Raw genomic sequence first — 22,229 nt, 5'->3', positions numbered from 1 at the left:
ACCCCGTTCACGTATCGAGAGAAACAACCATGTCGAACCCCACCGTTGTCGTCGTGACCGGCGTGTCGTCGGGCATCGGGCGCGCCGCCGCAGAGAAGTTCGCGAAACGCGGGTGCCGCGTGTTCGGTTACAGCACCGCGACCGCCTTGATCTCGACGATATAGCCTGGCGAACCGCCCAGCATGTGCGCGCCGACAGCCGTCCACGCCGGCCGCGGATGAGAATGGAAATAGCGGTCGCGCACCTGCATGAACAGCGGCAGGTCGCGCATGTCGGTATGGAAGGTCGTGAGGTCGACCACGTCGTCGAGCGAAGCGCCGCCGGCCTCCAGCACGCGCTTCAGGTTCTCGAACGCCTGCACGATCTGCCCTTCGCGCCCTTCCACCAGCTGCATCGCGGCATCACGGCCGATCTGGCCGGACACGTAGACGGTATCGCCGACCTTGATCGCCGGTGCATAGCCGATTTTTTCGTACACGGCTTCCATTCCGGCCGGAATGATCGCTTCGCGTTCGCGCATGAGTGTCTCCGTGGCCGGGCTCGCGGCGCCGGCCGATTATGTGAATGTCGGATAGCGTGCCCGCGCGGCTGCGGCACGTGCACGCGTGAAGCATCGGTTCGGCAAGCGGCCGCTGCTCAACCCGTGTCGCCGCCCGCGACCGGCAGCACCGTGCCGGTGATGTAGCTCGCCTCGTCGGACGCGAGGAACAGGATCGGCGCGATCTGTTCGTCGAGGCTGCCGTAGCGCTTGAAGAACGTCGAGTCGGTCACCTGCCGCACCGCTTCGGCCATCCACGCCTGTTCCTGCTCGCTGTCGCCGGCCGCATTGCGCGGCACGCGGCGCGGCGGCGCCGCGGTGCCGCCGGGTGCGGTCGCGACCACGCGGATGCCGTGCTCCGCGTATTCCATCGCAAGCGCCGCCGTCAGCGCATTGACGCCGCCCTTCGCGGCCGAGTACGGCACGCGGCGAATTCCGCGCGTCGCGTTCGACGACACGTTGACGATCGTGCCGCCGCCCCCGGCCAGCAGATGCGGCAGCACCGCGTGGCAGCTGTAGAGCGTCGGCATCAGCGAGCGGCGGATTTCCGCGTCGATCTGCGCGGGCTCGAACTCGGCGAACGGCCGCATCCGGATCGCGCCGCCGACGCCGTTGATCAGCACGTCGATCCGGCCGAACGTCGCGACCGCGCACGCCATCGCCGCGTGCGCGCCGTCGTAGGTCTCGAGATCGGCGACGAAGCCGGCCGTGTTGCCGCCCGGCGCTTCGGCGGCCACCTCGGCCACGAATTCCGCGCGATCGACAAACAGCACGCGGCCGCCCTCGGCCGCCGCGCGCAGCGCGACGCCGCGGCCGATGCCCTGCGCCGCGCCGGTGACGACGACGACCTTTCCGGAGAATCGTTGCATGGTCATGCCGCCTTTGCCGTCACGTTCGGGGTGAACTTCTCGTAGTGGAAGCTGTTGGGCTTCACGCCCTGGTCGTCGAAGTACTGGCGCACCGCATCGACCATCGGCGGCGGCCCGCACAGATAGACGTCCACGTCGCCGTCGTTCAGCGCATCGGCCGGAATGTGCTGCGTGACCCAGCCCTTGCGCGCATGGTTCGACGCCGCATCGGCGACGACGGTCGCGAAGCTGAAATTCGGCAGCTTCGCCGCATACGCTTCGATCGCGTCGACCAGCACCAGGTCGAGATCGCGCGTCACGCCGTAGATCAGGTGCACCTTCTGCTGCGAGCCGCTGCGCGCGAGCGCCTCCAGCATCGACAGGAACGGCGCGAGGCCCGTGCCGCCCGCGAGGAACAGCAGCGGCCGCGCGACGTCGCGCAGGTAGAAGCTGCCGAGCGGCCCGTTCAGCTCGAGCGTGTCGCCGGGCGCCGCCGATTCGAGCCACGTGCTCATCACGCCGCCGGGAATCTTCTTGATCAGGAATCCGACCTTCGTGTCGCCCGGCGCGGACGAGAACGAGTATGACCGGTGCTGGCCGCTGCCCGGCACGCCGATGTTCACGTACTGGCCCGGCAGGAACACCGGCGCGGCCGCGTCGACGTCGAGCTCGAGCACGATCGCCGCGTCGTTGTGCGGCTCGACCCGCGTCACGGTCGCGGCAAACGCGCTGTGGCCGGTCTTGCACGCGACCGACGAGGTCGGCACCGCGATCACGCAATCGCTTTGCGGCACCATCTGGCACGTCAGCACGAGGCCGCCGTCCTTCTCGTCCTCGGTGAGCGCGTCGTCGATGTAGTCGTCGCCGAGGTCGTAGCTGCCGCTTTCCGCGCGGCACTTGCAGGTGCCGCACACGCCGTCGGAGCAGTCCATCGGCAGGTTGATCTTCGCGCGAAACGCGGCGTCGAGCACCTTCTCGCCGGCCTTGCAGTCGATGAAGCGGGTGACCCCGTCCTCGAAGTTCAGTGCAATCTTGTAGGTGGACATGACCTCGTCTCCCTCGGTTACTGTCGAAACAATCGGCGTCAGACGTGATACACGTCGAGCACCTGCCGGATATAGTCGTTCTTCAGCACGATCTTCTTGTTCGAGATCAGCAGCGCGTCGTTCACCTTGCGCAGCGTGACGAACATCGTGCCGAAGTAGTGATCGGTCACGCGGTAGCGATGGTTGAGCGTGTCGAAGTTGTAGCGCACGTCCACCTCGCCGTCGCGCTCGGCCAGCACCTCGACGTTCGTCACGTTGTGGCTGGTGCGCGGCTCGGGCGTCGACGCGCCGCTGCGCTCGGTCTTGATGCGGAACACGCGATCCTCGAGGCCGCCGCGATCCGCGTAGTACATCAGCGAGATCTCGCTTTGCGGATCGTCGGTCGGCCGGTCGTCGTCGTCCCACGCGGGCATCCAGTACGTGACGTCCTCGGTGTAGCAGGTCAGCCACTCGTCCCACTCGCGATCGTCGAGCAGGCGCGCTTCGCGATACAGCGCCGCGCAAATGGTCCGGTAATCGATGTTCATGCCGCCACCTCCCCGCGTTCCTTCTTCAGCGCATCGCGCATCACGTGCACCCAGTGCTCGTGCTGGCACACGAACAGCCCTTCGTCCTCGCTGCGCTCGCCCGAAATGCGCGGGTTCAGCCCCATCTTTTTCGCGTTCTCGTCCGGCCCATGGACCCACAGCGGCGCGCCGCGCGACAGGTCGTTCCACATCGCCGTGATGCCCGCGTAGCCGGCCTGGCATGCGCGGAATTCCTCGAGATCGTCGGCCGTGCCCATCCCGGTCACGTTGAAGAAATCCTCGTACTGGCGGATCCGCGTCGTGCGGTCGGCTTCGCTCTCGCCCTTCGGCGCGAAGCAGAAGATACTGACTTCGGTCTTGTCGACGCCGAGCGGACGCACCACGCGGATCTGCGTGCTGAACTGGTCCATCAGGAACACGTTCGGGTACACGCACAGGTTGCGCGTCTGGTTCACGATGAAGTCGGCCTGCACTGCGCCCACGCGCGCCTCGATCTCGTCGCGGTGCTGGTACACGGGCCGCACTTCCGGGTTCATCGTCTTGGTCCACAGCAGGATGTGGCCGTTGTCGAAGCCATACACGCCCGCGACCGACTTGCTCCAGCTGTTCGCATCGACGGCCTTGGTGCCGTCTTCCTTGCGGCGGCCCATCGTCGCCGCGTAGTTCCAGTGCACGGTGCTCACGTGATAGCCGTCGCAGCCGTTCTCCATCTGCATCTTCCAGTTGCCTTCGTAGATGTAGGAGGAGTTGCCGCGCAGCACTTCGAGCCCGTTCGGCGCCTGGTCGACGATCTGGTCGATGATCACGCGCGCCTCGCCGAGGTAGTCCTCGAGCGGCAGCACGTCGTCGCTGAGGCTGCCGAACAGGAAGCCGCGATAGCTCTGGAAGCGCGCGACCTTCTTCAGGTCGTGCGAGCCGTGCGTGTTGAACTGCACCGGATACTCGGTCGTCTTCTCGTCCTTCACCTTCAGCAGCTTGCCGGTGTTCGAGAAGGTCCAGCCGTGGAACGGGCACGTGAAGCTGCCCTTGTTGCCGTGCTTGCGGCGGCACAGCATCGCGCCCTTGTGCGCGCAGGCATTGATCACCGCGTGCAGCTCGCCGGCCTTGTCGCGCGTGATGACGACCGGCTGGCGGCCGATCCACGTCGTGTAGTAATCGTTGTTGTTCGGGATCTGGCTCTCGTGCGCGAGGTACACCCAGTTGCGCTCGAAGATGTGCTTCATCTCGAGCTCGTACAGCGCCTCGTTCGTGAAGATGTCGCGGCGGCAGCGGAACACGCCGGCTTCCTTGTCGTCCTGCACGGCGGTGGCGAGCAGGTGGTCCAGTTCGGTGGTGGGGTCGATCGTGGCGGACATGTTGGTTCCTCCTGTGCGCGTGCCGGGTCCTGCAAGCACGCTCGCATCGGTATCGATTGAATCTCGCGGGAGCCCGGCCGGCGGCGGCGGCGCATGCGCGCCGCCGCGCCGTCGGGCGGTTATGCCGTGGCGGAAGCGCGCAGGCGTTCGACGATCTGGTTGTCCTTGCCCTCGACGCGCGGCGTCAGGACGAAGTTGAACTCGATGTCCTGGTACGCGTCGGCCTTCAGCCCGAGCGCGGCGCCGCCGGCCTTGGTGGTGACGGGCGGAATCAGCTCCTCGCGCGTCGCATACGCGAAGTCGTCCCAGATCAGCGGGTCGCCGTCGATGTTGAACTGCGTCGTCAGCTTGCGGTGACCGTCGCTGGTCACGAAGAAGTGCACGTGCGCCGGGCGGTTGCCGTGACGGCCGAGGCGATCCAGCAGCTGCTGCGTCGCGCCCTGCGGCGGGCAGCCGTAGCCGACCGGCATCAGCGTGCGGAATTCGTACTTGCCGTCCGCGCCCGTCTTCACCGCGCCGCGCAGGTTGAAATCGCTCTGCTTGCCGGTCGGGTCGAAGTGCGAATAGAAGCCGTGCGAGTTCGCGTGCCAGCATTCGACCAGCGCGCCGGCCACCGGCTTGCCGTCGAGCCCCGTGACCGTGCCGTGGATCACGAGCGGGCCCGCGCCTTCGTCCGCGTCGAGGTCGATCTTCGCGACGCCGTCGCGCACCGGTGCGCCGGCGACGTACAGCGGGCCTTCGATCGTGCGCGGCGTGCCGCCGTCCAGGCCGATCGCCTCGTCCTCGGCGTCCATCCGGATGTCGAGATACTTCTCGAGGCCGAGGCCGGCCGCGAGCAGCGCCGCTTCGCCGTCCTGGCCGAGCTTGTTCAGGTAGTTCACGCCGGCCCACACTTCGTCGGGCGTGATGTCGAGATCGTCGATCGCCTTGAACAGGTCGCCGAGCAGCCGCTGGACGATCTGCTGCGTGCGCGCGTTGCCGGCGTTCGCGCCGTTCGCACCCGCGTTCGACGCGGCCTTCAGCAGATCCTGCACTTCCTTCGTATCGAAAACTTTGACGCTCATGATGGTGTCTCCACGTGTATTTGGGGGAATCGTGACCCGGGGTGCTCGCTGTCGGAGAACGAGCGACTCCGTGGCTCAAACGTCGTCGTCGTGTATCGACGACGGGTGGCGACACAACGGCGTCACCGAAATCTTCATGTACGGGAACAGCGGCAGGCCGGTCAGGATGTCGTGCAGCTCGGCGTTGCCCGACACGTCGAACACGCTGTAGTTTGCGTATTCGCCTGCGATGCGCCAGATGTGGCGCCACTTGCCGCTGCGCTGCAACTCGTGCGAGTACGCCTTCTCGCGGGCCTTGATCTCGTCGGCGACCCCGGCCGGCAGGTCTGCCGGCAGGTTGACGTCCATGCGTACGTGGAAAAGCATCGTGATGTCCTGATACGTAATCGGTTAGCGCGGGTTAGCGGGAGACTTTCGTCAGCCCGTCGCGGGTGAAGCGCGCGACCTTCGCTTCGTCGAGTTCGATGCCGAGGCCCGGGCCGCTCGGCACGGTCAATTCGAAATCGCTGTAGTCGAGCGGGGTCGTGAGAATTTCTTCGGTGATCAGTAGCGGCCCGAACAGTTCGGTGCCCCACTGCAGGTTCGCGAAGCTCGCGAACAGATGCGCGGACGCGACCGTGCTGAACGCGCCTTCGAGCATCGTGCCACCATACAGCTCGATGCCGGCCGCATCCGCGATCGCCGCGACGCGCTGCGCGGCAAAGAGGCCGCCGCTCTGCTCGATCTTGATCGCGAACACGTCCGCGCCGTGATGCTTCGCGATCTCGAACGCGCTGTCCGGGCCCTGCAGGATTTCATCGGCCATCAGCGCGACCGGGAAGCGGCGCATCAGCCGCGCGAGCGCCGCGGCCGACGCCACCGGCTGCTCGACCAGTTCGCAACCGGCATCGGCCAGCGCCGGAATCGCGCGCGCCGCCTGTGTTTCGCTCCAGGCCATGTTCACGTCGACGCGCACCGAGGCGCGCTCGCCGAGCGCCCGCTTGATCTCGGCCACGTGCCGGATGTCATCGGCGAGCGCCTTCGCGCCGATCTTCAGCTTGAACACGTTGTGGCGGCGCAGGTCCAGCATCCGCTCGGCCTCGGCGATATCGGTCGCCGTGTTGCCCGATGCGAGTGTCCAGGCGACCGGCAAGCGATCACGCCGGCGACCGCCGAGCAGTTCGCTGACCGGTACGCCTAGACGCTTGCCGTGCGCGTCGAGCAGCGCGGTTTCGAGCGCGCTCTTCGCGAAGTGATTGACCTTCGCGAGCTTGCCGAGGAACGCCATCAGCGTCTGGATGCGCGTCGCATCCCGGCCGATGATCGCCGGCGCGAGGTACGCGTCGATCGCGAGCTTCATCGCTTCGGGGCTTTCCGGGCCGTAGGCCATCCCGGCGATCGTCGTGCCTTCGCCGAGGCCGGTCACGCCATCGCTGCAGAGCACCTTCACCAGCATCAGCGTCTGGCCGTGCATCGTGGCGACCGACAGCTTGTGCGGACGGATCGTCGGCAGGTCGACGAGGCGGGTTTCAATGCGTTCGATGGTGATCGGGGACATGGGGTGCGCTGCGTGTGGGGAGTTCATGGAACGGATTTATACGCGGCGGGGAAATGGAGCGTCCAATACTTTTGGGCGTGCTTTTTGATACCTGGGAGGTATTGAAATTCGGTTTGGGACTCGGAATATTGCGGGGCACCATACCTTTTTTGCTGGGTATGTGGGCTGAGAGGCTTGCTGGAGCGGGGTTGGGCGTGGGCGGGGTATCGCTTGGGCGGAGGTGCGATGCGGATGCTTTCGGCAGGGGGAAAACGGCTGAAACGGGTGGCCTGGCTGAATCGATCAGGGTTTTCCTGAGGGAAAAACGGTGAGGTTGGCCGGCGGGCTTCGGCTTCGGCGTCGGTTTCTGCGAACGACGGGAGGGGATATCGACGCTCGTTGGTGATGGTCCTTCTGTCAGACGCTGATGGTAGCTAGGGGCCAGAAGCACCCGGTCCCCTTTGCTCGTGACGCGCTGGTCGATCGGCGGTTACGCACGCGCAATAGCATCAAATCGGCCGCCATGAGAAATGCGCTGCTATGAGGCACGGTAGCCCGGCTGAGGATCCATGTCGCTTGAGCCTCCATCGCCTAGCAATGCCCATCGATCAGTGACAGGATCATCATTATTGAACGCTTCAGGAATGTAGCCTGCATCAAGCGCCTTCTCAAATCGCCGAAGCCAATCGAGTACCGCTTGACCCGCTTCACCTTCACACAAAGCCAGCGCGTCGCGAGGCGCTCGCGCGACAATTAATTCAGCGAGCGTCTGCGCGGTCATGGTCGACGACATAACGATATCCGGTTCACCAGGAAGAACTGTTCCTTCACTGCCGGCGGTGTATCGATAGATCTCGTCATTGAATTTTCCTGGCGGATGAAACGCACAGCGCCAGTGCATTCCAGACGGCGCCACATACGGCAGGATTATCAGTCGACCGTATCCATTTCGAATTAACCAGATGCCAGCACGCAAAACGGTTTGCGCGACGAGTCTCGCATCCATGTGATCGTCATTGATTTGTTGATAATTCTCGAGAAATTCAGGAAGATAATTGGCGATTTCCTCATGCGAAATATATCGATCAAACGCTTCGGCATCGACGCGATGTTGATCAAAGAAAACTTGAGGCGCAATCAGGACCGTCTCAAAGTCTACATACATCCCGTACTTCGGATTATTGAGCCAATGCGCTGCTCGTGACTGGTATCGTTCTGGCTGATCCGGCATAAATGAACCATTTTTGAGCTTATTCTCGATATGCAAAGCAAACGGCCCGCCATTCGGGCGCGAGAACACGACCAACACGTCGGTTTCGCTCTGTACATATTTGACGACCGGCTTGCCACTCGCCAGATCAATAGTTACATGTGGATGAGTACCCCAAGGGTTGTCGCTGCGCGACCATTGGTACACGCCCCCGTCATTGGCGAATTTTGTCCGAGAGAGAAACCAGTTGGTAAACGCCCGGTTCGATTGGAACGCCTGCTCGATGCAACTGTCGAGTTGCTCCTCTTTGCTTTTGACCATATACCCCCCGATTTATTCGTTCAATCCACGGGCGCTCCGGACCTTTTGCTACGCGCGACAGTAATGTGTTCGCAGGTCATTTCAATCCGTTTCTGGCGCATCACGCCTCATTTGACGGGGCAAGATTCTAGCTAGCCTCGATGCTGTTTATATTCACCTATCAGAAACAATTTTATACACGATTGTTTGATTGTCGGCCTGCAACACGTCGATTGAGAAATTTTGAAACCGAATTCTCGATGATGAGCTGAGGTCATATTTGACGCTTTGGTAGAACGCTGGCGCGGCATACCCTCCGCGGAACTCTCTGTAAGATACGTCGATGGTATTTCCAGATCGCCCTCCGTAGACGAGTTCTTGACGTACGTAATCTTGTGAATATTCTTTGGATTCCCGCCATCCATCGGGTGAATTCAATATCCCAACCCAATGCCTAACGGTAGAGATCGAGCCGTTCTGATTCACAAGAAACGACTGTCCGATTGTGGCAGTTTGTTGCACCCCTACCGCGTATGACCTATAGGATTTCGATTCAATAACCGTCGATGCGCAACCTGAAAAACCCGCAGCGCACGTTGCCAATAACACAGCGCGCACGATAATCATGGTTTTTTTCACTATATCCCCCAATGAGTGCTAGAGAAAGTCACGAATAATTTCACCTAGATTTTCGACGTATGCCGGATAAGCTCTACTCGCTCGGCCGATTTACAGGTAGGAAGGCAAGCAAGTTGCAGGCCACTTCGCCCCATTCGGCGTACGCCAAGTGACATGAATGCCGTCGCTTGTTCGCCTCTGATGAAAGAGCAGGAAAGGTTTCACTATCGAATCATGTTCGACCGACAGAGAACGTTTGCAGGAATGGCTCTGCAGCGGTCAAAGAGTCACCGAGTTCGATGGCGCGGACACGGGGAGAAGTGCGGATCGTTTTTTTACATCTGCACAAAGTGTTGCAAATGTGATTCGTTTCCTGCTGCTTGCGTGGCTTCGGGCGTAATGACGTAGAGCTGACAACTAATATCGGAGGCATTCGTTGGCGGTTGGATGTGACACGTGGAAGTTCTCGATGAAGCAATGCTGGCCCAAGTGGCCGCTTCCGGACACGACCCAGGTACCGCGGCACCATCAATCCCCACCGCATCATCAGCCGGCATGCCGCAACAACCCACGCAACGACTGTTCAGTTTCCGCACACATAACCGCAACCGCATCCCGCTCCGCGCAGCCCCAGCGGGTGGGAACAAACCCGTATAGCCCCGTTTCGCCGCCCCTGCCTACCCTCGCCCGCATGCCGGTCGACACCCAAGCCCCCCAAGCAACACCCGATCCGGCCGATCCGAATGTCCTTAGGAGCGTAAATGGATAGCAGCACCAGCACCAACACCGCACTGTTCGACGCCGACGTCTGGCGCGGCAAGACTTTCAACGGACGCTGGCACGCGAGCGCGCACGCCGCCGACGTGATCGAACCGGCGACCGGCAACACGCTCGGCCGCATCGGCCTCGCCGACGGCGCGGCCATCGCCGACGCGTCGGCCGCCGCGCATCGCGCGCAGCCCGCATGGTTCGGCCTGCCGTACGACGAGCGCGCGGCGGTCCTGCGTCGCGCGGCGGCCGTCGCCGAAACGCACTTCGACGCAATCGTCGACTGGCTCGTGCGCGAAAGCGGCTCGACGCGCGCGAAGGCGTCGTTCGAAACGTCGGTCACGATCAAGGCACTGCACGAAGCGGCCGGGCTGCCGTCACGCGCGGCCGGCGAGGTGCTGCCGTCGGCGGCCGGCCGGCTCTCGCTCGCGCGTCGCCGCCCGCGCGGCGTGGTCGGTGTGATCTCGCCGTTCAACTTCCCGCTGTACCTCGCGATGCGCGCGGTCGCGCCGGCGCTGGCGCTCGGCAACGCGGTCGTGCTGAAGCCCGATCCGCGCACCGCCGTGTGCGGCGGCGTCGCGATCGCGCGCGTGTTCGAGCTCGCCGGCTTGCCGGCAGGCGTGTTGCACGTGCTGCCCGGCGACGGCGCGGCCGGTGCCGCGCTGGTCGCCGATCCGCATGTCGCAATGATCCAGTTCACCGGCTCCACCGCGGCCGGGCGCAAGGTCGGCGAAGCGGCCGGCCGCCATCTGAAGAAGGTGTCGCTGGAACTCGGCGGCAAGAATTCTCTGATCGTGCTCGACGATGCCGATCTCGACCGCGCGGTCGCGAACACCGCATGGGGCGCGTATCTGCATCAAGGCCAGATCTGCATGGCAACCGGCCGCGTGCTCGTGCAGCGCGCGATTCACGACCGCTTCGTCGCGAAGCTCGTCGAGAAGGCGCAAAGTCTGCGCGTCGGCGACCCGGCCAGCGGCGACGTCGGCCTCGGCCCGCTGATCAACGCGGCGCAACGCGACCATGCGGCGAGCGTGGTCGACGCGGCTCGTCGCGCCGGCGCACGCGTCGAGACGGGCGGCGGCCATCGCGACCTATTCTTCGAGCCGACCGTGCTGAGCGGCGTCGCGCCGGGCAATCCGGCGTTCGACGAGGAAATCTTCGGGCCGGTCGCGATCGTCGTGCCGTTCGATACCGACGAAGACGCGATCGCGCTCGCAAACCGCACCGAATACGGGCTGTCGATGGCGATCCTGTCCGCCGACGTCGGCCGCGCGCTGAGGATCGGCGAGCGGCTGAATACCGGGCTGCTGCACATCAACGACCAGACGGTCAACGACGAAGTGATCAACCCGTTCGGCGGCGTCGGCGCATCGGGCAATGGCTCGAGCATCGGCGGTGCGGCAAACTGGGAAGAATTCACGCAGTGGCAGTGGCTGACGATCAAGGGCGAAGCGCCGCTGTATCCGATTTGACGAGGAGACCGACCATGTACACCGAAAACGATACGCGCGCCGTCACCGCGGCCGTCGCCCGCGCCGCCGGCGCGCCCTTCTCGATCGAACCGGCCCGGATCCGCGCGCCGCGCGGCGACGAGGTGCTGGTACGCGTCGTCGCGACGGGCCTGTGCCACACCGACCTGATCGTGCGCGACCAGTACTATCCGGTGCCGCTGCCGGCCGTGCTCGGTCATGAAGGCGCCGGCGTGGTCGAGGCGGTCGGCCCGAACGTGACGACACTCGCTGCCGGCGATCATGTCGTGCTGACCTACGGCGCGTGCGGCCACTGCGCGTCGTGCGTCGGCGGTCACGGCGCGTATTGCCGGCAGTTCTTCGCGCTGAACTTCGGCGGCGCCGATGCCGACGGACAGACGGCCATCCGCGACGCAGCCGGCCAACCGCTGCACGATCATTTCTTCGCGCAGTCGTCGTTCGCGAGCTACGCGCTCGCGCGCGAGAACAACGCGATCAAGGTGCCAAAGGAAGCGCCGCTCGAACTGCTCGGCCCGCTCGGCTGCGGCATCCAGACCGGCGCGGGCGCGGTGATCAATTCGCTCGCGGTACGCACGGGCAGCAGCTTCGCGAGCTTCGGCGCCGGCGCGGTCGGCATGAGCGCCGTGATGGCCGCGCGTATCGCCGGCGCGACGACCATCATCGCCGTCGACATCGTGCCGTCGCGGCTCGCGCTGGCGCTGAAGCTCGGCGCGACGCACGCGATCAACAGCAAGGAAGTCGACGTCGTCGACGCGATCCGCGAGATCACCGGCGGCGGCGTCGACTACGCACTCGAATCGACCGGGCTGCCAGCCGTGCTGTCGCAAGGGATCGACGCGCTCGGCTCGCGCGGCACGATGGGCGTGGTCGGCGCGCCGAAGCTCGGCACGAAGGCCGAATTCGACGTGAACAGCCTGCTGCTCGGCGGCCACACGATCCGCGGCATCGTCGAAGGCGACAGCGTGCCGCAGACCTTCATTCCGCAACTCGTGCAGCTGCATCTGCAAGGCCGGTTCCCATTCGACCGGCTGGTGAAGTTCTATCCGCTCGAGCAGATCAATCAAGCCGCCGAGGACAGCAGCAGCGGCATAACGCTCAAACCGATCCTGCGGTTGCCGCATTGAGCGCGGGGTGCCGCCGGCGGCATCCCGATGCAAATCGGCGGCACGCTGCGTGCGCCCTTTCACGGCACGACGATACCCCGCTTCGGGCACCGGGCTATATTACGCATTCGCGCGACACGCCGGCCGGCATGCCCGGCCCGGACGTTCGACCCCACATGGAGCGCATGTGTGAACACAGTCCCTGAATCTCCTGCACGGCCGGTCGACCTCGACCGGCTCCGCGCCCGGTTCGCGGCGGGCGAGCCGCTGCCCGAAACGGCTTTGCCGGCCAGCGTCGCGCGCTCGTGGCTGCGTTCGCGCGACGCCGGACTGCGGCCATGGCAAAACGCCCGCTATGAAATGCAGCGCGAGCTCGACGAATCGCGCGCGGACCGGCGGCTCTACCGTTGCGTCGCGCAGGAGATCGAGCCGCTGTGGGCCGCGTTCGGCGGCCGCGAGTGGACGATCTTCTGCGTCAATCCGCGCGGCACGATCGTGCATGCGCGGCGCAGCCCGCAATGCGACGACGCGCTGCTGACACCGATCGTCGCCGGCCGCCGGATCGTCGAACCGAACATCGGCACGACCGCGCCGAGCTGCGTGATTCACGACGGCGCCGAGGCCGTCGTCGCGGGCGCCCAGCACTATCTCGACGAGTTCTCGCGGGTATTCTGCCTCGCGGTGCCGCTGGTCGGCCTCGACGGCGAAGTGATCGGCGCGCTCGACATCACCGGCATCGGCCGGCGCAACGTCGTGCAGCTGCGCGAGCAGTTCCGGCACGCGGCGCTGTCCGCCGAGCAGCGGCTGTATGCGATGTTGCGCGACTGCCATCTGCTGCAGGTCCAGCACGATCCGCGCTGGCTCGGCACGCCGCTCGCCGGCGTCATTGCGCTCGACGGAGCGGGCCGCGTGCGCGCGGTGAGCCGGCTTGCCAGGCAGATGCTCGATCTCGCGCCCGCAGGGCCGGTCGCGCCGTACGACCTCCGGCAATTGTTTCCCGGTGCGACGCCCGCGCAACAGCGTCGTTTGCTGACACCGGCGCGCACGCCGCAGCGAATCGCGCGCGACGATGGTAGCCACCTATGGGTGCGCACGCTGCGCGCGCCGCTCGATCGGGTGACGATGGCGCGCCACGCCGATGGGCTCGAAGACGCCGCCGATGTGTGCACCGCAGCACCGGCCGCCAGCCCGCAGGCAAGCCTGCACGAACAGTCGCTCGAAGCAATCCGCCGCGCGCTCGACGAACACGACGGCAATGTGTCGGCGGCCGCGCGGCAACTCGGCATTTCACGCACGACGCTGTACGCGAAGCTCAGGCGGCTCGATGCTGCGGGGATCGGGACTGACGGGCTGCATTGACGCGGCGTGCAACGAGCGGCGTGCGGCGTGCAACGTGCGGCGTGCGGCGTGCGGCGATGGACATGAAACGATGTCGGCCACGCCATCGCCCTGCCCGATTCCTTGCGAACCCGATCGCCGCCGTCGCATCCCCCGGTCAGAATGCGTAATTGACCGACACCAGCGTGACGAGCGGATCCAGCGTGATCTTCGCGACGCTCTTGACCACGGCACCGTTCGGCAGCCGGGTGGTCAAATTGGCTTTCGTCCCGAATGGCAGGTAGGAAACGGAAAGCCCGGCCGACCAATGCTTGTCGAACTGGTAATTCAACCCGCCATTGAAGACCGGCGACCATGCGCTGTCGACGTCCGCGCTCGTCGACAGGCCCGTCGTCGCGCCGTGCGTCAATTGCGCGCTCAACGCCTGCTGGAACGCGGGACCGACATGCACGTTCGTAAACCAGATATAGCTGACGCCGATGCCGAGATAGGGTCTCCATCGGGCATCCGCGCGGCCAAAATAGTATTTCAGCAGCAGCGCCGGACTCCACTGGCGGACGTCCCCGAGCGGATTGATCGCCGCGGAAGACAGCACACCGGTACCCGAGAGCTTGAATTTCGGCGGAATGCCGGCGACCTTCTCCACCGCGATGTTGTCGGTCAGGAAGTGCGTGAAGGTGATGCCGAGTGTGTCGGCGTGATCGACGTTCGCGCCCGTATCGGGCACGGCGTGTCCCCCGATTTCGAGCGGATCGCTCGAGGTTTGCGGGGCGATTCTCAACCAGCCCGTTCCGACCACGTTGTTTCCCGCGGACTGCGCGTGCGCTGCCGCGCTCGCGACCAGCATGGCGGCAGCCGCCGCCAGTTTCATCGACTTCATTGAACGGAATCTCCATATTTATTTTTCGCCACGAGCGCGCAGGTCGGCCGTGGCGTGCCGCCACTATGGCCGGCGACCGGGGCTTTGGAAATGTTTGAAACGGACGCGAAAATTGTCCGTGTTCGCTACCACACGGAACCCGCTGATTGACGTAACGTGGTCACTGCGGACCGAGCCCGCGGCACATCGATGCACCGGATGACCCGCTTCCGGGCCGCGACGAGAACCGACGACCTGATTCAGAGATGAGCAGCAGCAACATGCGATTGAACCCGACGCAAGCCGGCCCTGGCGCCGGCCTGCCGTCGTTGCCGGTCGATCTGGCGACCCTGTCCGAAAAACGCTCGTCCCCGTCGAAACTCGCGGCGCTGATGGAAGTCGCAGCGCATCTGGAGCTTGAAACGTCCACGGTGCTCGCCGGGACCGATCTCGACTCGAACGACGTAGCGAACCCCTTCACGCTGACGTCGGCGCAACAATTCCTGACGGCCGTGCGCAACGCGCTCCGGCACTATCCGGGCGCCGATCTGGGCGTGCGGGTCGGCAGGTTGCTGCATGCGTCGAGCTACGGGATGTACGGGTACGCGACGCTGTGCGCCGAAACGCTGGGGGAGGCGTTCGATGCGGCGGTCCGGTTCCACCGGCTCGCGAACGGCTTGCTCGGCATTCGCTGGGTCATGGAAGACGATCTGGCGACCTGGTATTTCCCCGCCCGGGAAGACGTCGCGCTGCCCGAGCTCGACGCGCGGTTGTATGGCTTCCTGCTCGACATGCAGTTCGTGCTCCACGCGACCTTCGTCAAGGACGTGATGGGACCGTGGTGCGTGCCAGTCCACGCACGATTTGCATGCGGGCAACCGGCCCATGCGGCGCTGCTTGCCGAAACGCTCGACTGTCCGGTCCAATTCGATCAGGACTGTCATGCATTGAGCTATCCCGCCGCCTGGATGTCGCGGGCGCCTCAGCTTGCCCACCCGATCACGGCGGCCCAGGTCTCGCGGCACTGCGCGGAGTTGCTCGACGAACTCCAGGATCGCTCCGGGATCACGCTGCGCGTCTACGACGAACTGATGCGCATGCCCGGCAGATTCCCGGACATCGACGCGATCGCCGGGACGCTGCACATGACTTCAAGGACGTTGCGCCGCAAGCTCGACGCCGCGGGCACGTCGTACAACGAACTGCTGACAGGCGTGCGCAGGGCGCTGGCGATCGACTATCTCGGCACGACCGCATTGAGCATCGAAGACATCGCGCTGGTATTGGGATTCAGCGATGCCGCGAGTTTCCGGCATGCGTTCAAGCGCTGGACCGGCATGACGCCGAACGAGGTGCGCAGCAACGCGGACCCGGCGCCGCGATCGTCGAGCATGACAGGTTGATGCCGCCATTGCGGCGTGATCGTCGATCGTCGGCGCGACAGTGAATCGGCGCGCTACGCCACCGCCCGCCGCTCATGCAGCCGCAACGCGGCCCACGCGATCCCGGCCGAGAAGATCCCGACCACCCCGCCGAACGTGCCGATCCACGGCAGCCCGAACGCCCCGGCGATATGGTTGCCGAGCAGCGCGCCAGCGCCGATCCCGACGTTGTACAGCCCGGAAAAGATCGACACGGCGAGATCGGTCGCCTCGGGCGCCAGCTTCAGCACCCACGCCTGCATCGCGAGACCGAAGCAGACGATCGCGCCGCCCCAGACCAGCGTGTGAACGGACAGCGTGACGATGTTCAGCGCGCTCGGGAACAGGATCAGCAGGCAGGCCGACAACGCGATGATCGACGCGAGCAGGAAGTCGGCCGGCCGCTCCGGAAACACGCGATTGAAGCAGAGCGCGGCCGGCACGCCGGCGACGCCGAACAGGATCAGCACGTAGGTAATCCGGCTGCTGCTTGCATGATTGACGCTCTGCACGAACGGCTCGATGTACGTATACGACGTGAAGTGCGCGGAGATCACCAGCACGGTGATCGCGTACAGCGATACCAGCGCCGGCTTGCGCAGGAACGTGCCGATGCTCGCGAGCGAGCCGGCGCCCTGGCTGGGGAGCGTCGGCAGCGTCATGCGCAGCGCCAGCAACGCGACGGCCGCCGCGCCGCCGATCACGAGGAACGTGACGCGCCAGCCGAGCGCCTCGCCGATCACGCGCCCGAGCGGAATGCCAGCGACCATCGCGGTCGCCGTGCCCATCGCGAGCAGGCCGAGCGCGCGGCTTTTCCGGTCGCTCGGCGCGAGCCGCACGGCCAGCGGGACGGAAATCGACCAGAACACCGCGTGCGCGCACGCGATGCCGAGCCGGCCGAGCATCAGCACCGTGAAATTCCACGCGACGCCGGTGACGACATGGCTGCCGATGAACACCAGCAGCGCGCAGCTCAGCAGCTTGCGGCGCTCGACGTGACGCGTGACGAACGTCAGCGGCAGCGACACGACGGCGACGGCCCACGCGTAGATCGTCAGCATCAGGCCGACGGCGGTCGGCTGCATCTGCAGGCTGTCGCCGATCGCGCTCAGCAGCGCGACGGGCACGAATTCGGTGGTATTGAAGATGAAGGCAGTGAGTGCCAGGGCCAGAACGCCCCACCACGACTGTTCGGAACTGACGGCGTCCGGGGTTGCCATACGGGAAGTCGACGAAGGTTGGCGGCGCGGGCAGCCGGCCCGTCGCATCGGCGCGATTGTACCAGCGGCGCTTGACACGCCGCTGCCGGCCGCGGTGCACGAACACGACGATGACACGGCCGTGCGCCGATAATGTGTCGAAACCGCTTTCCCCGAACGAATCGCCCGAACGCCATCGGGCCAGGAGATTTACATGCGCATTGAAACGTCATTTCTGTTCGATCTCGACGGCACGCTCGTCGACAGCGTCTATCAGCACGTGCTCGCGTGGAAGGAAGCGCTCGATGCCGAGGGCATCGAACTGTCGGTGTGGCGGATCCACCGCAAGATCGGGATGAGCGGTGGCCTGTTCCTGAACCAGCTGCTGCGCGAGACGGCCGGCGACATCGACGCCGAGCGCGTCGAGCGGCTCGCGCGGCTGCATGCGGCCGCGTACCAGCGGCTGCGCGCGCAGGTCCGGCCGCTGCCGGGTGCGCGCGAGCTGCTGGCCGCGCTGTCGAATGCCGGCATTCGCTGGGCGATCGCGACCAGCGGGCGGATAGAAACCGCCGCGATCAATCTGGAGGCGCTCGGTGTCGATCCGGCGAAGAACGTGGTCGTCACGCGCGACCAGGTCAAGTATGCGAAGCCGGATCCCGACCTGTTCCTGACCGCCGCCGCGAAACTGAACGTGCCGATCGAACATACGGTCGTGGTCGGCGACAGCATCTGGGACATGCTCGCCGCGAGCCGCTGCCGGGCGCTCGGCGTCGGGCTGCTGTCCGGGGGTTACGGCAGCGACGAGCTGGAACGCGCGGGGGCGCTGCGCGTGTATGACGATCCGGCGGATCTGCTGTGGCATCTGGACGAGATCGCGGCGCGGCCGTAATGCCTGAACCGTCCGCCTGACCCACATCGTCCGGCTCTCCGCGATCGCCTTCGCCGGCTTCGGTCCCCTCGGGCACGCGTCTCCATGCCGGCGGCGCGTGCCAACCCGGTGCTGGTGGGTCAGTCGTCGTCGACGCGCTTGTCGACCAGATAGCGCCCGCGCTCGACGCCCGCACGCAGCGCCTCGTCCTCGGTCAGCCATTCGGGGCCGGACGGCTCGGGTACATACAACTCGATGCGCGCGCCGTCGACATACACCTGCACCTCGTCGTCCCACGCGCCGCGCGCGTTGCGTCGCGCCCATACGCGAATCTCGTGGCCCCGATATGGGTCGCGAACCTGTGCGTCCTGTTGATGTTGCATCCTGGCCCCCTGTACTTATCTGCGATGAAGATGCAAAAAATGCGCGCCGCATGATCGCCGCGCGCGGCGTCGGCCCCGCGCGCACGCGGCGTGCCCGGTATCGGCCGATCCGGCACGGGCCTTGCGTCCCTATTGAGCATCGAACCGGACACCCAACCGGATATCAAACCCGGTATCAAACCACTCTAGTACGCCAAACAAAAGGAGGCCACGATGATCGACACGCGGCACGACACGCTCGGCACCGGCCGCGTGGGCGTGAAGCGATTCATCGTCCCGCAGTTGAACGACGATTCGGACACGGGTCACATCCCGGTGTCGCTCTCGCGCACGAGCGGCGCGGAATTTGCGGCGATCTGCGAACCGCTGCAAAGCGTCACCGGCATGTGGACCTGTCTCCCGGATACCTCTTCAAGGAGTTTCGCGTGACCCAGACCGACTTGCTCTCCTACCTCGTGACGAGCCAGCTGACGGCGCGCATGCGCGGCGGCGCCTGGCTGTCGACCAGCCAGGCGGTCGGCGCGCTGCGTGCATGGCTCGAGTGCCATCACGCCGAATGCGGCTGGCTCGACCGAATCAGGATCGTGGACGCGTCCGTGACGATTGCGCAAGGCATCTACGAGATCGCGTGCGCGTACGGCGATCCGGACAGCGGCGAACGGATCCGGCTCGACGCCGATTCGCCGCAACTGCAGGCGCTGCGCGCACGTTGCGACGTGCTGCTGCAACGCATCGACGGCCACCGGGACGTCAACGTCCGATGATCGTGCCGGGACGCATGACCCGCGCCGCAGTCGCGACGGCGGGCGCGGACGACGCGACAGCCGACCCGTCGCGCCTGGACGAGCCGGTGCGGCACGGGCTGCTCGAACGCGGGCGCAACTGCGACACGATCCGCCATGCGGACCGCTTCGCGATGCTGGTGGACGGCGACGCCTATTTCGCGACGCTGCGTGCCGCGCTGCGGCGGGCGCGTCATACGGTGTTCATCGTCGGCTGGGACGTCGACAGCCGGATGCACCTCCCGCCTGCCGACGCCGACGCCAGCGACGGCCTGCCCGACACGCTCGCCGCATTTCTGCATGCGCTTGCATCCACGCGGCACAACCTGCGCATCTACGTGCTCGCGTGGGACTTCGCGATGATCTACGCGCTCGAGCGCGACTGGCCGCCCGTCTATCGCGCCGCGTGGCGCGCGCATCGCGGCATCCGGTTCCGGCTCGACGACACGCATCCGCGCGGCGCATCGCATCACCAGAAACTCGTCGTGATCGACGACCGGCTCGCGTTCGTCGGCGGGCTCGACCTGACGCGCGCACGCTGGGATACGCCCGCGCACGCGGCCGACGATCCGCGTCGCCGCGACGCGCAGGGGATGCCGTATGGGCCGTTTCACGACGTGCAGGCGATGTTCGACGGCGACGCGGCCGCCGCGATCGGCGAGCAGGCGCGCGTGCGCTGGTTCAATGCATGCGGGCGTCCGATCGCGATCCGCGCGCAGCGGCATCTCGATCGTGAGGAAGACGTCGATCCGTGGCCGCCCGACGCGCGCGTCGACCTGCGTGACGTGCGGCTCGGCATCGCCTACACGGCGCCGCGCCACCGCGACCGCGAGCCGGTGCGACAGGTGTCCGCGCTCGTCGAGGACACGATTCGCGCCGCGCGCCGGCACGTGTATATCGAGAACCAGTATTTCACTGCGGCGGTGGTGCGCGAAACGCTGTCCGAGCGGCTCGCCGATCCGGATGGGCCCGACGTGACGGTCGTCGCGCCGCGCGTGCAGAGCGGCTGGCTGCAGGAAGCGACGATGGGCGTGCTGCGCGCGCGGCTGCATGGCACGCTCAAGGCCGCCGACCGCTTCGACCGCTACCGGTTGCTGTATCCGCATGTCGACGGCCTCGGCGACGCGTGCGTGAACGTGCACAGCAAGCTCGCGATCGTCGACGACGAATGCATCGTGATCGGCAGCGCGAACCTGAACAACCGGTCGATGGTGCTCGACACCGAATGCTGCATCGCGCTCGTCGCGGCCGGCGAGCCGCGCATCCGCACCTCGATTGCCGGCCTGCGCGAGCGCCTGCTGGCCGAACATCTCGACACGACGCCGGCCGCGGTCGCCGCTGCGTTCACGCATGACGAACGTCCGAACACCGTGCTCGACCGATTGCGCGAGAAGCCCGGCCGCACGCTGCGCACGCTCGAGCCGGCCGTGACGCCGCAACTCGACGCGCTGGTGCCGGTCAGCGCGCGACTCGACCCCGAGCAGCCGATCGAGCCGGACCGCTTTGTCCGCGAGTTCGTGCCGCACGAGCAGCACCGCTCGCTGACCGCGCGCTTCTTCGTGCTCGGCGCCGCCGTGCTGCTGGTCGCGGCGCTCGCGCTCGCGTGGCGCTTCTCGCCGCTCGGCAAGGAACTGAACATCGCGTCGCTCGCGCGAGCGGCCGCTCACGCCGCGCAGTTGCCCGGTGCGCCCGCGCTGCTGCTGGCCGGCTACGTGGTCGCGGCGACGCTGTCGGTGCCGATCACGCTGCTGATCACGGTGACGGGCCTGGTGTTCGGCGCGTGGCCGGGCTTCGCGTATGCGGCGCTCGGCACGATGGGGGCCGCCGCCGCGACCTACGGGATCGGACGCTGGCTCGGGCACGACGCGGTGCGCCGGCTCGCCGGCACGCGCGCAAACCGGCTCAGCGAACACATCGGCCGGCGCGGCGTGGTCGCGATGGCCGTGCTGCGGCTGCTGCCGATCGCACCGTTCACGATCGTGAACCTGGTCGCCGGCGCATCGCACATCGGCCTGCGCGACTATCTGGTCGGCACCGCGATCGGGATGCTGCCCGGTATCGTGCTGACCGTCACGTTCGCGCACCACCTGACCGCCGCGTTCAGCCATCCGGGGCCCGGCGCGTTCGCGTGGCTCGCGGCGATCGGCGCCGTGCTGGTCGGCGTGTCGGTGCTGCTCGTCAGGATGCTGCGACGATGGCGCTGAGCGCGCAGCCGGCCCCGCCGCCGGACATCGTCACGTCGGACGGCCCGCCCGCCGCCGCGCCGGGCGGGCGCGACCTGCGGATCGCGACGTACAACATCCGCGGCGGCTACGGCGCTTGGCACACGCGCGCGGCCGACCGGATCGCGCAGGTGATCCACGAACTCGACGCGGACGTGATCGCGCTGCAGGAAGTGCCGCTCGGCGGCACGCACGCGCCCGACGTGCTCGCGCACCTGCGCGACGCCACCGGCATGCATGCGGTAGCCGGCCCGACCATCGATACGCCCGAGCGCCGCTACGGCAACGCGGTGCTGTCGCGCTGCCCGATTCGCGCGGCGCGCACGCTGGACCTGTCGTTTCACCAGCGCGAGCCGCGCGGCGCGCTCGATGCGGACATCGACTGCGGCGCGGGCACGATCCGCGTGGTCGCGACCCATCTCGGGCTGTCGGCGCGCGAGCGCAGCGCGCAGGTGCAGCGGCTGCTCGCCGCATTCGACACCGGCGCGATGCCGGTGATCCTGATGGGCGACATCAACGAATGGTTCGTGCGCGGCCGCGCGCTGCAGGCGCTCGTCACGCGGTTCCGGCGCGCGCCGGCGCCGCGCACGTTCCCGACGCTTTACCCGGTGTTCTCGCTCGACCGGATCTGGATCCATCCCGGCGAGTGGCTGGTCGACGTGAACGTGCATCGCAGCATGCGCGCGCGGCGCGCGTCCGATCACTACCCGCTCGTCGCACGCATGCGTGCCACGCCGGGCACGCCGCTTGCGTGCCGAGCGCCCCCCTCCTGAT

At 66.3% G+C, this 22,229-nt stretch carries 21 protein-coding genes and 1 pseudogene; 10 read left to right on the top strand and 12 right to left on the bottom strand.

The features are described 5' to 3' along the window. Nucleotides 1-29: 29 nt before the first annotated feature. Nucleotides 30-128 (top strand): annotated as a pseudogene (locus ACVK00_RS25375) (SDR family NAD(P)-dependent oxidoreductase); the annotation flags it as partial. Here the strand turns inward: ACVK00_RS25375 and ACVK00_RS25370 are convergent. The 9 genes from ACVK00_RS25370 to ACVK00_RS25330 form a co-directional block, all read right to left on the bottom strand. Next, entirely contained in the window at nt 128-520 is a 393-nt protein-coding gene (locus ACVK00_RS25370; protein WP_284895949.1) for a RidA family protein, read from the bottom strand. The pseudogene ACVK00_RS25375 and the gene ACVK00_RS25370 overlap by 1 nt on opposite strands. A gap of 116 nt (nt 521-636) precedes the next feature. Continuing rightward, entirely contained in the window at nt 637-1,413 is a 777-nt protein-coding gene (gene benD, locus ACVK00_RS25365) for a benzoate diol dehydrogenase BenD (protein WP_166723857.1), read from the bottom strand. Next, nucleotides 1,410-2,432 carry a benzoate 1,2-dioxygenase electron transfer component BenC gene (gene benC, locus ACVK00_RS25360; protein ID WP_166723856.1) on the bottom strand — a complete coding sequence of 341 codons (1,023 nt, stop codon included), beginning with the start codon at nt 2,430-2,432 and terminating at the stop codon, nt 1,410-1,412. Before benC ends, benD begins: the two co-directional genes overlap by 4 nt. A gap of 38 nt (nt 2,433-2,470) precedes the next feature. Next, nucleotides 2,471-2,959: a benzoate 1,2-dioxygenase small subunit gene (benB, locus tag ACVK00_RS25355; RefSeq protein ID WP_105786849.1), complete on the bottom strand. Its 489-nt coding sequence runs from the start codon at nt 2,957-2,959 to the stop codon at nt 2,471-2,473. Further along, entirely contained in the window at nt 2,956-4,314 is a 1,359-nt protein-coding gene (locus ACVK00_RS25350; protein WP_228910772.1) for a Rieske 2Fe-2S domain-containing protein, read from the bottom strand. The genes benB and ACVK00_RS25350 overlap by 4 nt, the downstream gene beginning before the upstream one ends. 119 nt (nt 4,315-4,433) lie before the next feature. Beyond that, nucleotides 4,434-5,378, bottom strand: a complete 945-nt coding sequence (gene catA, locus ACVK00_RS25345; protein ID WP_284895952.1) for a catechol 1,2-dioxygenase — start codon at nt 5,376-5,378, stop codon at nt 4,434-4,436. Nucleotides 5,379-5,453: 75 nt separating this feature from the next. Further along, nucleotides 5,454-5,744, bottom strand: coding sequence for a muconolactone Delta-isomerase (gene catC, locus ACVK00_RS25340; RefSeq protein ID WP_105830632.1), 291 nt, complete (start codon nt 5,742-5,744; stop codon nt 5,454-5,456). Between the two features lie 34 nt (nt 5,745-5,778). After that, complete coding sequence (locus ACVK00_RS25335; RefSeq protein WP_212119717.1) at nt 5,779-6,915, bottom strand: muconate/chloromuconate family cycloisomerase; 1,137 nt, start codon at nt 6,913-6,915, stop codon at nt 5,779-5,781. A gap of 517 nt (nt 6,916-7,432) precedes the next feature. After that, nucleotides 7,433-8,425, bottom strand: a complete 993-nt coding sequence (locus ACVK00_RS25330) for a hypothetical protein (protein ID WP_354123321.1) — start codon at nt 8,423-8,425, stop codon at nt 7,433-7,435. A 1,358-nt stretch (nt 8,426-9,783) separates the two neighbouring features. Here ACVK00_RS25330 and ACVK00_RS25325 point away from each other — a divergent pair. Genes ACVK00_RS25325 through ACVK00_RS25315 form a run of 3 tightly spaced genes read left to right on the top strand, consistent with a single transcriptional unit; the run spans nt 9,784 to nt 13,742 of the window. Next, the gene (locus ACVK00_RS25325) at nt 9,784-11,262 is read left to right on the top strand and encodes a benzaldehyde dehydrogenase (protein ID WP_284895957.1); all 1,479 of its coding nucleotides are present in this window, start codon (nt 9,784-9,786) and stop codon (nt 11,260-11,262) included. Nucleotides 11,263-11,276: 14 nt separating this feature from the next. After that, a complete protein-coding gene (locus ACVK00_RS25320; RefSeq protein ID WP_284895960.1) occupies nt 11,277-12,404 on the top strand; it encodes an NAD(P)-dependent alcohol dehydrogenase in 1,128 nt (375 codons plus the stop codon). Nucleotides 12,405-12,431: 27 nt separating this feature from the next. Further along, nucleotides 12,432-13,742 (top strand): helix-turn-helix domain-containing protein, encoded by a 1,311-nt coding sequence (locus ACVK00_RS25315; RefSeq protein WP_284895963.1) that lies wholly within the window; start codon nt 12,432-12,434, stop codon nt 13,740-13,742. 136 nt (nt 13,743-13,878) lie between these two features. On the opposite strand, the gene ACVK00_RS25310 is transcribed toward ACVK00_RS25315, so the two are convergent. Beyond that, nucleotides 13,879-14,601 carry an OmpW/AlkL family protein gene (locus tag ACVK00_RS25310; RefSeq protein ID WP_354123320.1) on the bottom strand — a complete coding sequence of 241 codons (723 nt, stop codon included), beginning with the start codon at nt 14,599-14,601 and terminating at the stop codon, nt 13,879-13,881. Nucleotides 14,602-14,861: 260 nt separating this feature from the next. On the opposite strand from ACVK00_RS25310, the gene ACVK00_RS25305 reads away from it, so the two are divergent. Further along, nucleotides 14,862-15,983 carry an AraC family transcriptional regulator gene (locus ACVK00_RS25305; protein WP_456826963.1) on the top strand — a complete coding sequence of 374 codons (1,122 nt, stop codon included), beginning with the start codon at nt 14,862-14,864 and terminating at the stop codon, nt 15,981-15,983. A 53-nt stretch (nt 15,984-16,036) separates the two neighbouring features. On the opposite strand, the gene ACVK00_RS25300 is transcribed toward ACVK00_RS25305, so the two are convergent. Then, nucleotides 16,037-17,221, bottom strand: coding sequence for a sugar transporter (locus ACVK00_RS25300; RefSeq protein ID WP_126223715.1), 1,185 nt, complete (start codon nt 17,219-17,221; stop codon nt 16,037-16,039). A gap of 193 nt (nt 17,222-17,414) precedes the next feature. Between ACVK00_RS25300 and ACVK00_RS25295 the strand changes: the two genes are divergently transcribed. Next, on the top strand, nt 17,415-18,089 hold the full coding sequence (locus tag ACVK00_RS25295) for an HAD family hydrolase (RefSeq protein ID WP_284895972.1): 675 nt from the start codon (nt 17,415-17,417) through the stop codon (nt 18,087-18,089). A 119-nt stretch (nt 18,090-18,208) separates the two neighbouring features. Here the strand turns inward: ACVK00_RS25295 and ACVK00_RS25290 are convergent, their stop codons facing one another. Then, complete coding sequence (locus tag ACVK00_RS25290) at nt 18,209-18,451, bottom strand: DUF6566 family protein (protein ID WP_228910763.1); 243 nt, start codon at nt 18,449-18,451, stop codon at nt 18,209-18,211. A 213-nt stretch (nt 18,452-18,664) separates the two neighbouring features. On the opposite strand from ACVK00_RS25290, the gene ACVK00_RS25285 reads away from it, so the two are divergent. The 4 genes from ACVK00_RS25285 to ACVK00_RS25270 are packed head-to-tail and all read left to right on the top strand — an operon-like array spanning nt 18,665 to nt 22,228. Then, the gene (locus tag ACVK00_RS25285) at nt 18,665-18,880 is read left to right on the top strand and encodes a hypothetical protein (protein WP_284895976.1); all 216 of its coding nucleotides are present in this window, start codon (nt 18,665-18,667) and stop codon (nt 18,878-18,880) included. Further along, nucleotides 18,877-19,215, top strand: coding sequence for a hypothetical protein (locus tag ACVK00_RS25280; protein WP_284895979.1), 339 nt, complete (start codon nt 18,877-18,879; stop codon nt 19,213-19,215). Before ACVK00_RS25285 ends, ACVK00_RS25280 begins: the two co-directional genes overlap by 4 nt. Further along, nucleotides 19,212-21,437, top strand: a complete 2,226-nt coding sequence (locus ACVK00_RS25275; RefSeq protein WP_284895982.1) for a VTT domain-containing protein — start codon at nt 19,212-19,214, stop codon at nt 21,435-21,437. Before ACVK00_RS25280 ends, ACVK00_RS25275 begins: the two co-directional genes overlap by 4 nt. Beyond that, nucleotides 21,428-22,228, top strand: coding sequence for an endonuclease/exonuclease/phosphatase family protein (locus ACVK00_RS25270; protein ID WP_284895984.1), 801 nt, complete (start codon nt 21,428-21,430; stop codon nt 22,226-22,228). The genes ACVK00_RS25275 and ACVK00_RS25270 overlap by 10 nt, the downstream gene beginning before the upstream one ends. The last annotated feature ends 1 nt before the right edge of the window (nt 22,229 follow it).

The sequence above is a fragment of the Burkholderia sp. PvR073 genome (genome assembly GCF_054055695.1).
The sequence above is the reverse complement of the archived record's forward strand: the minus strand, read 5'-3'. Positions and strand labels throughout refer to the sequence as shown.

What these genes read in the sequence shown, in the direction of transcription:
- ACVK00_RS25350 (WP_228910772.1), bottom strand. Translation starts at nt 4,314, where the DNA reads ATGTCCGCCACGATCGACCCCACCACCGAACTGGACCACCTGCTCGCC.
- benB (WP_105786849.1), bottom strand. Translation starts at nt 2,959, where the DNA reads ATGAACATCGATTACCGGACCATTTGCGCGGCGCTGTATCGCGAAGCG.
- ACVK00_RS25290 (WP_228910763.1), bottom strand. Translation starts at nt 18,451, where the DNA reads ATGCAACATCAACAGGACGCACAGGTTCGCGACCCATATCGGGGCCAC.
- ACVK00_RS25325 (WP_284895957.1), top strand. Translation starts at nt 9,784, where the DNA reads ATGGATAGCAGCACCAGCACCAACACCGCACTGTTCGACGCCGACGTC.
- ACVK00_RS25370 (WP_284895949.1), bottom strand. Translation starts at nt 520, where the DNA reads ATGCGCGAACGCGAAGCGATCATTCCGGCCGGAATGGAAGCCGTGTAC.
- ACVK00_RS25275 (WP_284895982.1), top strand. Translation starts at nt 19,212, where the DNA reads ATGATCGTGCCGGGACGCATGACCCGCGCCGCAGTCGCGACGGCGGGC.
- ACVK00_RS25300 (WP_126223715.1), bottom strand. Translation starts at nt 17,221, where the DNA reads ATGGCAACCCCGGACGCCGTCAGTTCCGAACAGTCGTGGTGGGGCGTT.
- benC (WP_166723856.1), bottom strand. Translation starts at nt 2,432, where the DNA reads ATGTCCACCTACAAGATTGCACTGAACTTCGAGGACGGGGTCACCCGC.
- ACVK00_RS25320 (WP_284895960.1), top strand. Translation starts at nt 11,277, where the DNA reads ATGTACACCGAAAACGATACGCGCGCCGTCACCGCGGCCGTCGCCCGC.
- ACVK00_RS25330 (WP_354123321.1), bottom strand. Translation starts at nt 8,425, where the DNA reads ATGGTCAAAAGCAAAGAGGAGCAACTCGACAGTTGCATCGAGCAGGCG.
- ACVK00_RS25270 (WP_284895984.1), top strand. Translation starts at nt 21,428, where the DNA reads ATGGCGCTGAGCGCGCAGCCGGCCCCGCCGCCGGACATCGTCACGTCG.
- catA (WP_284895952.1), bottom strand. Translation starts at nt 5,378, where the DNA reads ATGAGCGTCAAAGTTTTCGATACGAAGGAAGTGCAGGATCTGCTGAAG.
- catC (WP_105830632.1), bottom strand. Translation starts at nt 5,744, where the DNA reads ATGCTTTTCCACGTACGCATGGACGTCAACCTGCCGGCAGACCTGCCG.
- benD (WP_166723857.1), bottom strand. Translation starts at nt 1,413, where the DNA reads ATGACCATGCAACGATTCTCCGGAAAGGTCGTCGTCGTCACCGGCGCG.
- ACVK00_RS25310 (WP_354123320.1), bottom strand. Translation starts at nt 14,601, where the DNA reads ATGAAGTCGATGAAACTGGCGGCGGCTGCCGCCATGCTGGTCGCGAGC.
- ACVK00_RS25335 (WP_212119717.1), bottom strand. Translation starts at nt 6,915, where the DNA reads ATGTCCCCGATCACCATCGAACGCATTGAAACCCGCCTCGTCGACCTG.
- ACVK00_RS25315 (WP_284895963.1), top strand. Translation starts at nt 12,432, where the DNA reads ATGCAAATCGGCGGCACGCTGCGTGCGCCCTTTCACGGCACGACGATA.
- ACVK00_RS25295 (WP_284895972.1), top strand. Translation starts at nt 17,415, where the DNA reads ATGCGCATTGAAACGTCATTTCTGTTCGATCTCGACGGCACGCTCGTC.
- ACVK00_RS25305 (WP_456826963.1), top strand. Translation starts at nt 14,862, where the DNA reads ATGCGATTGAACCCGACGCAAGCCGGCCCTGGCGCCGGCCTGCCGTCG.
- ACVK00_RS25285 (WP_284895976.1), top strand. Translation starts at nt 18,665, where the DNA reads ATGATCGACACGCGGCACGACACGCTCGGCACCGGCCGCGTGGGCGTG.